Here is a 14,448-nt window from a genome sequence, read left to right on the forward strand (position 1 = left end):
GGCGCCCCGCGAAAGGAGATCAAAGATGCTGGACCTCCAATACCTTGCGATCCTGATGGAAGTCGAGCGCCTCGGCAGTGTCACTGCTGCCGCGGAAAAGCTGAATGTGACGCAGTCGGCGCTATCGCACATGGTGCGCAGATTCGAAGAGCGACATGGCGTCAAGCTATGGACGAAGAGCGGGCGCGGCTTGCGCTTTACGCAGACGGGACAATACCTACTCGCGCTTGCGCAACGCGTGCTTCCGCAAATCGAACACGCGGAGCGAGTCCTGATCGACTTCGCGCAGGGTCGCCAGGGAGCCTTGCGCGTGGGAATGGAATGTCACCCATGCCAGAAATGGCTGGCAAGGTTGACACCCCGGTATCTAGCGACCTGGCCGGATGTCGATTTCGATGTCCGTACCGCATTTCGTTTCGATGGTGTCGCTGCCCTTCTGGGCTATGAGATCGACCTGCTTGTCACGCCGGACCCCATCGACTTGCCGGACCTCGTGTTCGTCCCGGTCATCGACTACGAGCTGGTTCTTGTCGTGCATGAAACGCACGCGCTTGCTACACGGGTGTTCGCCGTACCGCACGATCTGCTCGATGAAGAGCTGATCACTGTTCCTGTCAGCAAGGAGCGGCTCGACATCTACACGCGCTTTCTCGTACCTGCTCATTGCCAACCGAGGTTCCATCGAACCGCGGAGGCAACTGACCTGATGCTGCAGCTCGTCGCCGCCGGACGCGGGATCGCTGTTCTGCCGGATTGGCTGGTGCTCGAGGAAGGGGCCGGCCTGCCGATTCGCTCGATTCGGCTAGGGCAGGACGGCATTAGGAAATGCATCAATCTTGGCGTTCGACGCGGAGAGGAGGAAATCGCCTATATTGCCGGCTTCCTGTCACTGGCGAAGGAAACCGGCGTCTACGTCGGGCGAACCACCAGTCAAGCATGATCGTCCTGTGTCGACGGCACGGTTGATTAACTCGCGATCGATCGACAGCGGTGCACCAGTAAGGTGAATGGTCAATCAGCGTTTGATTGCCGTAGATTCCCGCGTCACATCGTGAGTACCATCCGATACCTCACGTCACCCGAACGCATCTTCTGATAAGCGTCGCCGGCCTGTTCCAGCGGCATGACCTCGATCATCGGACGCACGCCGGTGAGTACGCTGAAGTCGAGCGCCCTCTCGCTCTCGTAGGGTGATCCGGTAATCGAGCCCTGCACGCTGCGTTCGCCGGCAACCATCTGGCCGAACGAGACCGACAACGGGTCCCTGCCGATGCCGAGCAGAACCAGACGTCCCATGGGAGCCAGGCCGCCCAGCAGCCCGGACACGGTATCGCGATGGCCGATGGTCGTCACGATGGCGAGTGCGCCACCCAAGTCCTTCAGCCTGGCAACCGGATCTTCCCGCTCGGTATCGATGTAGATGTGTGCACCCAACGCCAGCGCATCTTCGCGAACCTCGCTGCGGCGCCCGATGGCGACAACCTTGAAGCCCATGTGGCGCGCATACTGCAAGGCCATGTGGCCCAGACCGCCCACGCCGAGAATGGCCACGACGTCGCCTGCCTGTGCGCCGCACTTCTTGAGCGCATTGAACGTTGCGATGCCGGCGCACAAAATCGGCGCGGCTTCTTCCGCATCCAGTTCATCCGGAATCGACACCAGCCCGGTGCTGCGCGCGAGCATCATTTCGGCGTAGCCGCCATCGCACGTCGCGCCAACGACCGGCTGGTTCCCGCAAAGCTGGAAATGCCCCTGGCGACATTGACTGCATTCGTTGCAGCAACCACCAAGCCGGCCTATGCCCACGCGCTGCCCCACTTTCCACATCGCCGATACATTGGCGCCGAGCGCGGCGATGCGTCCGACAATTTCATGTCCGGGCACGCGAGGCGGCTGCAACGCCGGATCGGCGCCTTCAATGTCGGCAGCATCCGCACCGCATATGCCGCAAGCCTCGACTTCGATCAGCACTTCTCCCACGCCCGGGGTCGGTGTCTCGCGCTCCACGAGCTCGAGAATGCCCGGCCGGGTCACTTGCATCGCACGGTAACGGGATTTCATGATTGACACTCCTGATTGATAGATCGTTTCGAGACGAGTCAGTCCAATAGCGTCCGCACGCCGACGCTGGCAGCCTCGACAGCACCTGCGACATAGCCGGGAAATTGTTTCGACCACTCGCTTGCAATACCGGTCAAACGGCTGCTCCAGACGCCCGAGGCAGCCGTAGCGCGTGGAGCCATCCCGTGGTCTCGAGGCTGTTCCAGATCGGCCGCAGCGGCTGTGCACGGATCGATCGCCCAGTCCTTAATGACATCGGTCCTCGGCGTCGCCGCGCGCGCACCGAACAAGCGCGCCAGTTGCGCGCGGCAATGCATGCGAAGCATCTCGTCAGGCACACGCTTGCGCAGACTCGCCGGCACCGAGAAAAAGCCGAACAGCGCTGCGCTGCCGCCCGGCATGGACGCATCGTGAATTTCTCCCAAGGGCCCGCGCGCACTGCGCGCTTCACCGGACAACCCTTGTTCACGCCAGAACGCGGAACCGTAAATTGCAACGTACTTGGCATGCGGGGCCATCCACGTGGGTGTCATGCGCCATTGCAGCGCCAGTCCCGGCGGCAAAGGCGGCGTGAATTCGATCGTGTCTTCGGCCAGGCGCGGAGGGACAGCTAGAAGCACATGCTCGACACACCAGGTCGAGACTTCGTTGCGGGCGTCAACACAGGTCAGTTCGACGTGGGCGCCGATGCTGCGTGCGTGACGAACCTTCTGTCCGGCGATCGTCCGCGAAGCATCCACGCGGGCGCGTACCGCATCGGTCAATGCGCCCATCCCTCCGATCAGGCGCATCGAGATCGGCGAATTGGCATAGCCTTGCATCCGCAAGGGAGCTGCATCGGGTGTGCGCTCGACCATCATGTCACCGACCTCATGTTGCTCGAAGGTCGACAGGCCGAGCCTGGAAACAAGCCGCTCCAATTGCGGCTGAACCATCGGCCAGAACCACGTGGGGCCGAGATCGAAGCGATCGAATCCACTCCCATCGACCGCTTGATCGGAAGCCGCATGTCCTTCTATCGACGCAATGCGGCCTCCAAACGAATCGCGAGCCTCCAGAAGCACATAGTCCCTGATGCCGCTCTCCTCGAGCATGAAAGCGGCATACAGGCCGCTCAAGCCTCCGCCGACGATGGCAATGCGCGTCTTGTGCATGCTTACGCCCCCATCGCCACGCGGGACAGGTGGCCGGTCTTGAGATATACAGTGGCCCCGCGTGCACCCGCGGCAAGTTCCGGATACTCTCCGGCGGGAAGTCGCATCCAGCTGCCGCGCTCATATGAACGTCCGGCTGAAACCACGCCGCCGGCAATTACCAGCAGTTCGGCACTATCAGTGGGTCCGGCGAGCAAGATCTCGCCTGGAGCCAGGCGATGCAAGCTGACCTGCTCGTCGTCGCATGAATGGAGCACGCAAATCTCCCGACCGTCCCGCTTCCACCAAGACGCCGGATCACACGTGTCGATGCGTACGCGAAGTTCGTCTTTCGGCGACATCTGCCAAAGCTTGACGAAAATAACGGCTCCGGTGTCGCTGAACGGCTGATGGCACGAACCCGGCGGATTGCGCAGATACCAGCCTGCCGGATAGTGCGCGTCGTCGTCTGAGAACGTCCCGGACAGGACAAGAATTTCTTCCCCACCCGGATGCACATGACCCGGAAAGCGGGAACCGGGCGCATACCGGACAATGCTCGTCGCGCGCGCTTTCTCGCCACCCAGTCGATCAAGCATCACTCGCTCCACGCCGCTCTGCGGGGAGGCCACCCATTGGTAATGGTCGGGCGAAACGATGACGCTGCGCGAGAAATCCGCATTGACGAGCATAGAAATTCGTTCAGAGATCGAAGGATTGTGGCCGGCCGTTGTCGGACGCCGACAAGGGCGCCCGACCGTGCACGATTATGCAACCTGGTAAATGCGCACATCCGGTGCAGCATCGAGCAGGGGCTGGAGACCGCCAACCACATCCGCGGTAAACAGATCGCTTTGCAGGTACGCATTCGCGTTCACTTCCGTGTCGAAGCCGTGCAGCACCTGTACGTCTTCGTCACGCAACAGCAGTTGCTTGGACTTCGCGCCCGCGACGTTATCGAGGAACGGCGCCTTGTATTTCTCGTATATGCCGGCAGCCGTTGCACGCTTGGCATTGGCGATCTTGAGCGTAATCTGCAGATAGACCATGTCTGTTTCTCTTGGCTAGGTTGATGAAGCAGTTGATGCGGGCGTTCAGAACCGGAAGCGCCCGCGCCGATTGCGTCAGTTGCGGCCGGCCATCACGCCGCCGTCGACGTCCCATATTGCACCGGTTACCCAGGCCGCCTTCTCCGACAGCAGGAACGTGACGACTTCCGCGACATCCTGTGGCGTACCGACACGGCCGAGCGGATGGAAGGCGTTGAAGCCCTGCAGCACGCCGTGTACCTCGGCCTTCGGGATGAAACCCTCGTAGATCGGTGTCTGTACGACAGCGGGCGATACCGCGTTGACGCGGATCCGCTTCGGCGCGAGTTCCATGGCCAGGTGCTGAGTCAGCGCGTGCACACCCGCTTTTGCCATCGAGTACGCGGAGGACGGCGTGGCCGCGATGGCCTGCCTGGCCCACATCGAACCGATATTGACGATCGCGCCGGGGCGCTCCTTGTCGACTAGGTTCGCCGCGACCTTCCGCGTGATGAAGAAGAACGCCTTGTTCAGCTTCATGTACTGCTCGTAGTCCGCTGCCTGATGGTCGAGGAAAGGCTTCGGGAAAAAGATCCCGGCTGCATTCACCAACAGATCGACATCCGCGTGCTGCTCGTCGATCGTATCGAGCAGCGAAGCCAGGCCCTGATCGCTCGAGATGTCGGCCGTCAGCGCCGTCACCTGACCGAGCGCCGCCAGTTCCGCGCGCGCGGATTCGGCTTTCTCGGCGCGATTCCCCACGATCACCACGCTGCCGCCATCGGCGAGAACGATCCGGGCCGTCTGCAGCCCCATTCCGCTGGTGCCGCCAACGACCAGCAGTTTCCTTCCTTCGAACCGGTTGCTCATGTCGAATCCCTCTGCCAGCCTGACCATGGTCAGGCTCTGATTGAACGAAATGGGGAAGTACGCCTGGCGTTAACGGATCGATGCACGCGCACCACGCAACCCGAGTCTCACTGGCTCGTTCGCAACGACGCGCACCAACAAGAACGGCCGCAAAACGGCCTGCGCCGACCACCCGCGACGAATCGCTGCCCCACACATTGACTGGAATTCTGTGCCGGTCGGCCGTGGTCGACAAATGAGATAAACTGTCCTGGCCTGAAAGAAAAACTATGTCAGTGCGACGGATGAGCAACCGTCGAACGCGTTGGCGCGATGCATCCGGCGCATACGCCGAAGCTGTTTCGTGACGCGGCTATCGCGCGTCCCCGCCCCCGATCCAGGCCGGATCGTCATGCTCCAGCGGAGCTTGCAGCCCCATACCGAAGCGAAACGCGCGAATTTGGCGGGAACCCCCTGCTATAAACTTTCTCTATTGCAGGCGGCCCCGCGCGTTGGCCGCATGATGCGCGGCAGCGATTCTGTCAGGCCTGCGTCGACCGATCGCCGCCCGTCAAACTCCCGCTTGCGCGGGGCTGGAATCACGCAAGCAGATTCTTGGCTTCCCGCGGCTCCGGTGCGTCAGCCGCAAGCGCCGTGTCGTGTCTCGTATAAAACTTGTACGCCACGAAAACGACGCCCACCCAGACACCCGACACGATCAAGGACATGCGCATGTCCGGCAAGATGGCGATACACGCGATCACTGCGGCAACGAACGCGAGCGCGATATAGTTGCCATACGGATAGAAAGGCATCTTGTACGAAAGACTGGCTGCCTGGCCGTTCTGAATTCGAATCTTCCTGAACTTCAGATGGCTGATGACGATGGACCCCCATGCGCAAACGAGCGCGAACACGGTGACCGACGAGAACAGTTCAAACGCCTTCTCGGGCATGATGTAGTTCAGGAGCACACCGGCGAACATCGCGGCAAAGACCATGAAGATCGCACGAGACGGCACCTTGCGGCTGTTGACGACACCAAGGAATGCCGGCGCGTTCTTCTGCAATGCGAGGTTGTAGAAGGTCCGGCTGTTCGTGAAGACGCTCGCATTGACCGCGGACAACACAGCCATGATCACGACCAGGTTCATGATTCCCGCAGCGGCCGGAATGCCGATCTTCGTGAAGACCTCGACGAACGGGCTGCCCTTCGTGGTGAGCGACGTCCACGGGAACACCATCAGCAGCACCGCGATCGCGCCGACATAGAAAATCAGCAGTCGCCAGAACGTGGCGTTGACCGCTTTCGGCATTGTCTTCTTCACGTCCTTTGCTTCGCCTGCAGCAAGGCCAAGGTTCTCGACGCCGCCGAACGAAAAGGCCACCATCACAATGGCCAGGAAAGTTCCGCCAGCACCTTTCGCGAAGAACCCGCCGTGATCGACAAGGTTGCGATAGCCGATCGGCACACCATGGTTTCCGATGCCGAACACGATCATGCATACGCCGAACACGATCATCGCGACGATTGCCACGACCTTGATCAACGAGAACCAGAACTCGGCTTCTCCATATATTTTCACGCCGATGATATTGATGACGAACATCATCGACACCGCAGCAGCGGCCGTCACCCAGATCGGGATACCGGGAAACCAGAAGTGCACGTAATTTCCCAGCGCATTGAGGTCGGCCGCGCTCGTGGCAAGAAGAAATATGAAGGCATTCCAGCCATTCAAAAACCCGACGAAGCGATGAATGTAGCGATTCGAATACGAGACGTAGGAACCCGATACCGGTTCCTCGACGGCCATCTCACCGAGCGCGCGCATCACGAAGTAGATCGCCACGGCCGCGAGCAGATACACGATGAGAATCGCCGGCCCGGCCGTCCTGATGGCCCAGGAAGAACCGTAGAAGAGCCCAGTACCGATCGCGCCGCCAATCGCGATCATCTGAATATGGCGGTTTTTCAGGTCTCTTTTTAGATCTTCTTGTTCGTATGCCTGTATCTGGCTACCATCAGTCATGTCACCTCCAAAGAATCACAATATGATTAATTTTTTAAGTTGGCCCCTATCGCAACATGCGAAAAAATGAAGCCCTTATTTTAGTTTGCCGCGGACCCGGGGAAATCCGCCCACATTCCGATATACGGCATCATCCGATGGCGCAACGATAATCAATTCCATCGCATAACGAATTATTTGATAATCTATCAAACGACTGAGTCGTGATCGCGTCGGCCTGATCGGCCAGCTAGTCAGTTCCGCCTCGGGTCAGGCACGAGGAACACAGCGTTCCGGCCGGCGCGCACGCGCCGGCCGACCGCTACCGCACCAGATCCGCTCCCCTTCTCAGGCCACGCGCAAACCTGCTCGCTCAGAGGCCCGCTACCGCATCGGTCAGACGGCGGACGGCTTCGTCGATCGTGGCGCGGGAGCAGCCCAGATTCGCCCGCATATAGCCGTGCCCCTCGATGCCGAATTTCTGCCCCTTGTCGAGCCAGACTCGCGCCGTCGTCAGCATGAACTTGTTGAGCGCATCCGCATCCATGTCCATGCCGCGACAGTCCATCCAGGCCAGATACAGTGAATCGGCCGGGAGAACCTCGATTTTCGAGGTCATGCCGCGGATCGCTTCGCGGAAGTAGAGATGATTGCCGCGGAGATACACGAGCAACTCCTCCAGCCATGATTCGCCATGTGCATAGGCGGCTTCCGCCGCAACCATGCCGAGCGTGTTGACCGACTGGTAGGAATTCCGGTCGTACTGCCGGCGCAGTTCGTCACGGAGGCGACGGTTCGCGACGAACACGTTCGCGCTTTGCAGGCCGGGCAGATTGAACGTCTTGCTCGGTGCCGTGCAGGTGATACTGTTTTCTGCAAATTTTTCGCTTAACGAAGCGAACGGAATATGCTTCTTCGCCGGGTTGATGATCAAGTCCTGATGAATCTCGTCGGAGATCACGAGAACACCGTGGCGGAGACAGATCTCCCCCATGGCCGTCAGCTCATCTTCCGACCATACGTTCCCGGTCGGATTATGCGGATTGCTCAGGATGAACAGCTTGGTGTTGTCCCGGATCGCCGCTTCGAACACCTTTTCATTGAAACGGTACCCGGTATCCGTACGTTCGAGCGGCGCCAGCGCCAGCCGCCGACCGTTCAGCAGGACGTCATCGTGGAAATGCGCATAGACGGGCGGCTGAATCAGGACCGTATCGCCCGGTGCGGAAAACGCCTGTATCGCCGTCTTAAGCGCGGTGATGATGCCGCTCGTCTGCATCACCCACTCCTTGGCCACATCCCACCCGAACCGTTTCCCCTGCCAACGGACCACGGCGTCCAGGTAACTGGCGGTTGCGCCGCACGAGTAGCCGAAAACGCCGAACTCCACGGCTTCGTGAAGGGCATCGATCACCGGCTGGGGAGCCCTGAAATCCATGTCGGCCACCCACATCGGCAGCGGCTGCGCTGCAAATTCATCTGCTGCGAGGAGTTTTTCGCCAAGCGCCCACTTCAGCGAATTCGTGTGCTTCCGGTCCACAACGCGATCGAAGACCGAAGTTTCCTTTCCTGCTGCTGCACCACAAACGAGTGATTTTGAATAAGCGCTCACGATAACTTCCATTACTGTAGGACCGCGCGCCAGTGGCGCGACTTCGTATTGGGACAAGAGTAACAGCGTGGATTCATGAGCAACAATGGTATGTTCTCATGGACCCGTGAGCGTAGCTCATGGGTTCATCGCGCACCCGTACTCGGGCGGTGTCATATCGCCAGCGCGACCAGGAAACGCGAAACCATGTTGTACGCAGCAACTGTCGCCACGGCTTCCACGGCCTTGCGTTCTCCGAAGAGCGCTTTCAGTTTCTCGATGGCGGCCGCGTCCACGACGACTCGCCTGGTCGATTGATCGGCGAGTTCAAGCAGGACTCGTTCCCTCTCGTCGAATAGTGCGCTCGTCACCTGGTCGGCCTGAATGGCGCTACATTTCTCGAGCGTGCCGCCCGCCTGCAGGTAGGCGGGCTGATGCACCCGCCATTCGAAATCCGCGCCGTTCAACACAGCGACCCGCAACATGATCAGTTCGCGATACTCGAGCTCAAGCTCGAAGTCCGCGCGAACTCGACGCAGAAGCTCATTCCACCCCATTGCAAGCGGGAAACTCTTCAGCAGTATCCGGTCTATACCGATCAGCTCGCCGTTCGGCCGGCGCGCACGCATGCCGGCGAGCAACTCGGGAGGAGCTGGCTCCCCATCCTGCCAAGGGACTACTCGTACACCACTCATGAATCTCTCCTTCATCAATATTTGGATGGTCGCGGGAACGTCATCGACGATGCGCCACGACCATCGCGTTGCGAATGCTGATGGAAAATCTTTGTAGGATTTTCTTCTCATGCTCCGCCCCCTCTCGCTCAGTAGTCCATCCCAGCAACTCGAGAAACCATCAGACCAATCGACCATGCAAAAAAATTTTGCGGTCAACGGATCGGTGTCACAACTGCTATATTCTTTGCACGTGACAAAGAAAAACTTTCATGAAGACACCTATCTTTCTGAATGCGCTTCGAGCCTTCGAAGCGAGTGCGCGGCACCAAAGCTTTTCGGCCGCCGCGGCCGAACTGAACGTGACGCCAGCCGCGGTAGGACAACAGGTCCGCTCGCTCGAGGAGTGGCTGGGTACGCCGCTGTTTCGCCGGGAAGTGAGCGGGCGCGTCCGCCTGATTCCCACTGAAACGGCAGAGCAAGCGTTGCCGGATATCCGCGCGGGCTTTGATCGGCTCTCGCTCGGCATGAGCCGCATGCGCCAAGGGGCAAGGAGCGGCGTGCTGACTGTGGCAGTCAGCCCGGCGTTCGCGGCGAAGTGGCTGCTGCCGCGGATCGAAAGATTTCATGCGACCTGCCCCGAGATCGACGTTCGACTCGATACGAACCTCAAGCTCGTCGACTTCGCCGCGCAGGGCGTCGATATTGGCGTGCGATACGGTCGGGGAGCTTGGTCCGGGCTTCTGTCCGAGAAGTTGATGGACGAGCAGATCTTTCCGGTTTGCTCGCCCTCGTGGCTCGACAAGAACGGTAGCGTGACAGCGCCGAGCGACCTCGCCGGCAAGGCGCTGATACATGATCTATCGGTAGACGCTCATATCGGATTCGCGTCATGGAACGACTGGCTTCAGCGAGCGGATGCATCGAACGTCGATGCCAGCCGAGGGATGCAGATCAACAACTCGGCCGCCGTCCTGCAGGCTGCGATCGACGGGCATGGTGTCGCACTGGCCCGGAGCGTGATGGCCGGCGACGACCTGACCGCAGGGCGCCTCGTGCAGCTATTTCCCGCTGTAACGTGGACGTCTGAACTGGCTTACTACATCGTCTATCGCGCCGAATACGCGTCTCTTCCCAAACTCGTTGCTTTTCGGGAATGGCTGATTCAGGAAGCGGCATCAGGGCAGTGAACGTTCGTGGTCGGCCGGCAACACGCGACTCTCGTGCCCACCGGCTCACATCCCATCGTCGTCGACGCTCGACGCCGACCGGCGAAATCCGTTTTTCTATCCGGCAACCGCGTGTCTCGACGATTTCAGCCACATCACACAGATCGTTGCGACCACAACTGGCGGCAGGATCAGCCCCGATACGAGCGACCACCCGAACGCGCTCAACAAACCGCCCGAGACGAACGATCCAACGACCATCGCACCGAATACGATGAAGTCGTTGATGGACTGGACGCGCGGCCCTTCTTCTGGCGTGTGGCATGCCAATACCTGAGCCGATGCGCCGAGGAACCCGAAGTTCCAGCCCGCACCCAGAAGCAGCAGCGCGCCCCAGAAGTGATAATCCGTGATGCCGCTCAACCCGGCCAATGCAGCAAGCGCGATCAACGCCATTCCGGCAAGGGTTACGTTGAGCGCGCCAAAGCGAGCAATCAGCCGTCCGGTGAAGAAGCTTGGGGCATACATCGCGATTATATGGATTTCAATGCCGAGGTTGGCATGCACCCGCGAGATCCCGCATAGCTCCATGGCAAGTGGCGCAGACGTCATCATGAAGTTCATCATCATGTAGCTCACGACGCCACAGATCATCGCCACGACGAAGCGCGGTTGTGCGAGGAGCATTGAAGTTGGACGTCCCGATGCATGACGCGAGCTCGGCGGCTGGCGCTCGAACCTGACGCCCGACAATACGACGGCCGACAGCGCGGCCGCGCCGGCAGCGGCAATATAGGTGACTGCATACACGTGCGGCGACCATAGATTCATCGTGCCCGTGACCAACTGCGATCCAAAAACGCCGGCCACCACGCCGCCTGCCAGAACTGCTGACAGCGCCCGCGGACGATTTTCCTCGGATACGCATTCGGCGGCCGCGAAGCGGAAGCTCAGCACGACAGCCGCATAGGAGCCGCCGAACAGCAATGCGAAGCAAAAGAGCGAGAAGGACTGGATGACCAATGCCAGTGCGGCCACGAGTCCCGCGATCACGCCACACAAGTTTCCGGCGAGGAAGGCGAGGTGCCGGCCGTAGCGCCGCGCGATCATCCCGACCGGCAGCGTCGCGATCGCCATGCCCACGACGAACGCGGATATCGGCAACGTCGCCAGTTCGGGGCTTGGCGCGAGGAAGTTTCCGATAATCGCGCCGGTCGCATAGACGACGGTCGAATTGGCGCCTGCGAGTGCTTGCGCGATGGCCAGACGCAGCACCGAACTGCTGACTTTCGAATTGAGCATCGGAGAATGGAGTCCGCATGCCGGCCTCCCATTCGTCATTGACCGGTATCAACTTCGGCGGTGAAGCGTCAGCGACCGTCATCTGATGGAGCCGGTCTTGTTGTCGATGTCGAACGAGTCCGCGGCGAAATGGCAGCACCGGGAAAGTGATTGATAGTCAGGCCTGCGACAAAAGGCAACTGCCAGCCGCCCTCCACCACTGACCTGAATCGGCATGAGATTGCGCCGTATTCTTCTCGCTTTCCGCTATGCGGACAACAAAGAAAATATGTCGCCCAGAGAAAGGAAATCTTTCCGCGCAATGCCGTCCACGCGTATCGACACGATCATCCAATCATGCAGACGGAGCGCACCGAAGCCGGCTTCGGTACCGACGAACCGGTTCCTCCGTTACGTCATTGCCGAACGTACACGGTCACGACATCGATGAACCGCCTCAGGACGGACGAGCACCGGTCTTCGCGCCACACGAACTCCCACTTCTGAACGACGTCCAGGTCCGGAATTCTCATGCAGGCGACTGACTCCGGCATGGTGTTGTTCGCCATCTCGGGCAAAACGGTACAGCCCATGCCTGCCGAAACCAGCGTCAGCATGGAGCCTGCGTCAACGCCATGCGCGGACACTTTCGGCACGAAGCCCGCGTTGAAGAAGCTGTGGACCAACGAGTCATGCCAGGTGGGCGCGGCGCTGCGCTGGACCCAGATGAAGTCCACATCGTTCAGGTCACGCAGCGATTCCGGTTTGCCGCGCTCCCATTGCCAGTCCGCCGGATAGAACAACAGCAGTTGCTTCGAACACACCGGTATGCCATTGAGAGACGGATCGTCCTCCGGCCTGAAAAGCAAAAAACCGGCATCTAGCTGTCCGGTCGACAGCTGTTTCAATTGCGCCTCGGACAGCAGGTGGCTGAGCGTGATCGACACGCCCGGAACTTCCCGGCGAAAGGCCTTGAGTATCCCCGCGATCTCCGGTACCGAACCCTGCCGGATCGGCAGCGCGATCGAAAGGTGTCCGATTTCGCCACGGCCGGCTCGACGAACGCGATCCATTGCAGTGGCCGCATCGTCGAGCATCTTCGTGGCGTCCGCGAGCAATTGCTTTCCGGCGTCAGTCAGATTGACTCCGCGCGTCGTTCGATCGAACAACGGCGTACCTAGCTCGACTTCCAGCGCATGCATCTGGCGCGTCAGCGCAGGTTGGGCCACGTGCACGAGCCGCGCCGCGACACTGATGCTCCGGCATTCGGCAACCGCAACGAAGTAACGCATCTGGCGCAGATCCATAGGGATACCTTCGCGGTATGGCGGACATCAGAAATCGGTATTTTACGGCATGGGCCGCGGTTCGTAGCATGCGATCAGGCTGCAACGATGAGCCGATTCAATCATCGTCCACCGGATTCGACCGCCCATGCCGCACACGATCATCGAAGCAATTCGCTCGGAACTCGCGACCTTTCTTGCACTCCGTCGCGATCTCCATGCCAACCCGGAACTGGGATTCAACGAGCATCGAACGGCCGGGGTGGTCGGCCAGACGCTTCGCGAACTCGACATCGAATATCACGAAGGTATCGGAAAAACCGGAATCGTCGGTGTCATCCGCGGGCGGGGGAACACCCACGCACGTGCCATCGGCCTTCGAGCGGATATGGATGCGTTGCCGGTTCTGGAGCGCACCGGGCTCGACCATGCGTCGCGATGCGATGGAAAAATGCATGCATGCGGGCACGATGGACACGTCGCCATGCTGCTGGCCGCCGCGAGCTACCTGCAGCGCACCCGCAACTTCGACGGCACTGTCTACCTGATTTTTCAACCGGGCGAGGAAGGATACAACGGCGCGCTGGAAATGGTCACGGACGGGCTCTTCGAGCGATTTCCGATCGAGCAGGTGTACGCGCTTCACAACTGGCCGGACCTGCCGCTCGGCACGATCTCCGTTCCGATCGGCCCGGTCATGGCCGCTGCGGACGGGTTCAGGATCTGCATCCACGGCAAGGGCGGACACGGCGGCGTCGCCCCTCACCTGACCGTGGATCCGGTACTCATCGCAGCGCACGTCGTCACCGCGCTCCATTCCATCGTCAGCAGGAACGTGAATCCGCTGGAGGCGGGCGTGATCAGCATCGGCGGGATTGCCGGGGGCAATCTTGCCGCCCGTAGCGTCATCCCGGAAGACGTGACGATCGCCGGTACGGTTCGTTCACTGAAGCCCGAAGTACGTCAGGTGCTCGAGGCCCGCCTGCGCGAAACCGTCGAAGGCATCGTTCGGGCATTCGGTGGCGCCGTCACCATCGAATACAGCGCGGGCGTCCCGGCCACCATCAACTCCGAACCGGAGGCCCGGCTTGCCCAACTGGCGGCAGCCGAGCTCGTTGGTCAGGATAACGTAGTTCATCAACCGGTTCCGAGCCTCGGCGGCGAGGACTTCTCATTCATGCTGCTCGAACGTCCGGGCGCCTACGTCCATCTGGGCACCGGGGACAACGAGCATTGCCACGGCCTTCACAGTGCCCATTTCGATTTCAACGATTCCGCGATCCCCATCGGCGCCGCGTTGCTCGCTCGAATCGCGGAGATGAGCATACCGATGACCCTGTAACGACGACGACCATTCAATAAAT

The 14,448-nt window shown here is 60.4% G+C and carries 13 protein-coding genes; 3 read left to right on the forward strand and 10 right to left on the reverse strand.

The annotated features are described in order from the left end of the window. The first annotated feature begins 25 nt into the window (after positions 1-25). A complete protein-coding gene (locus GEM_RS23460) occupies positions 26-940 on the forward strand; it encodes a LysR family transcriptional regulator (protein ID WP_014899897.1) in 915 nt (304 codons plus the stop codon). 104 nt (positions 941-1,044) lie between these two features. Here GEM_RS23460 and GEM_RS23465 read toward each other — a convergent pair whose 3' ends face one another. From GEM_RS23465 to GEM_RS23500, 8 genes are all read right to left on the reverse strand, one after another. Further along, positions 1,045-2,061 (reverse strand): alcohol dehydrogenase, encoded by a 1,017-nt coding sequence (locus tag GEM_RS23465; RefSeq protein ID WP_014899898.1) that lies wholly within the window; start codon positions 2,059-2,061, stop codon positions 1,045-1,047. 38 nt (positions 2,062-2,099) lie between these two features. Beyond that, the gene (locus GEM_RS23470; RefSeq protein ID WP_014899899.1) at positions 2,100-3,215 is read right to left on the reverse strand and encodes a flavin monoamine oxidase family protein; all 1,116 of its coding nucleotides are present in this window, start codon (positions 3,213-3,215) and stop codon (positions 2,100-2,102) included. 2 nt (positions 3,216-3,217) lie between these two features. Beyond that, entirely contained in the window at positions 3,218-3,886 is a 669-nt protein-coding gene (locus GEM_RS23475) for a cupin domain-containing protein (RefSeq protein ID WP_014899900.1), read from the reverse strand. Positions 3,887-3,961: 75 nt separating this feature from the next. After that, positions 3,962-4,243 (reverse strand): hypothetical protein, encoded by a 282-nt coding sequence (locus GEM_RS23480; RefSeq protein WP_014899901.1) that lies wholly within the window; start codon positions 4,241-4,243, stop codon positions 3,962-3,964. 75 nt (positions 4,244-4,318) lie between these two features. Then, positions 4,319-5,092 carry an SDR family NAD(P)-dependent oxidoreductase gene (locus GEM_RS23485; protein ID WP_039319829.1) on the reverse strand — a complete coding sequence of 258 codons (774 nt, stop codon included), beginning with the start codon at positions 5,090-5,092 and terminating at the stop codon, positions 4,319-4,321. Positions 5,093-5,670: 578 nt separating this feature from the next. Then, positions 5,671-7,104: an amino acid permease gene (locus tag GEM_RS23490; RefSeq protein ID WP_014899903.1), complete on the reverse strand. Its 1,434-nt coding sequence runs from the start codon at positions 7,102-7,104 to the stop codon at positions 5,671-5,673. Positions 7,105-7,456: 352 nt separating this feature from the next. Beyond that, positions 7,457-8,707, reverse strand: a complete 1,251-nt coding sequence (locus tag GEM_RS23495) for a MalY/PatB family protein (RefSeq protein ID WP_014899904.1) — start codon at positions 8,705-8,707, stop codon at positions 7,457-7,459. A gap of 140 nt (positions 8,708-8,847) precedes the next feature. After that, a complete protein-coding gene (locus GEM_RS23500; RefSeq protein ID WP_235362692.1) occupies positions 8,848-9,480 on the reverse strand; it encodes a carboxymuconolactone decarboxylase family protein in 633 nt (210 codons plus the stop codon). 140 nt (positions 9,481-9,620) lie between these two features. On the opposite strand from GEM_RS23500, the gene gcvA reads away from it, so the two are divergent. Then, on the forward strand, positions 9,621-10,538 hold the full coding sequence (gcvA, locus tag GEM_RS23505) for a transcriptional regulator GcvA (protein WP_014899906.1): 918 nt from the start codon (positions 9,621-9,623) through the stop codon (positions 10,536-10,538). Positions 10,539-10,634: 96 nt separating this feature from the next. On the opposite strand, the gene GEM_RS23510 is transcribed toward gcvA, so the two are convergent. Continuing rightward, positions 10,635-11,819: an MFS transporter gene (locus tag GEM_RS23510; protein ID WP_014899907.1), complete on the reverse strand. Its 1,185-nt coding sequence runs from the start codon at positions 11,817-11,819 to the stop codon at positions 10,635-10,637. A gap of 395 nt (positions 11,820-12,214) precedes the next feature. Beyond that, on the reverse strand, positions 12,215-13,105 hold the full coding sequence (locus tag GEM_RS23515) for a LysR family transcriptional regulator (protein ID WP_014899908.1): 891 nt from the start codon (positions 13,103-13,105) through the stop codon (positions 12,215-12,217). A 127-nt stretch (positions 13,106-13,232) separates the two neighbouring features. Between GEM_RS23515 and GEM_RS23520 the strand changes: the two genes are divergently transcribed. Further along, positions 13,233-14,426, forward strand: a complete 1,194-nt coding sequence (locus GEM_RS23520) for a M20 aminoacylase family protein (protein ID WP_014899909.1) — start codon at positions 13,233-13,235, stop codon at positions 14,424-14,426. Positions 14,427-14,448 lie beyond the last annotated feature (22 nt).

The organism is Burkholderia cepacia GG4, from assembly GCF_000292915.1.
Lineage (GTDB): Bacteria > Pseudomonadota > Gammaproteobacteria > Burkholderiales > Burkholderiaceae > Burkholderia > Burkholderia cepacia_D.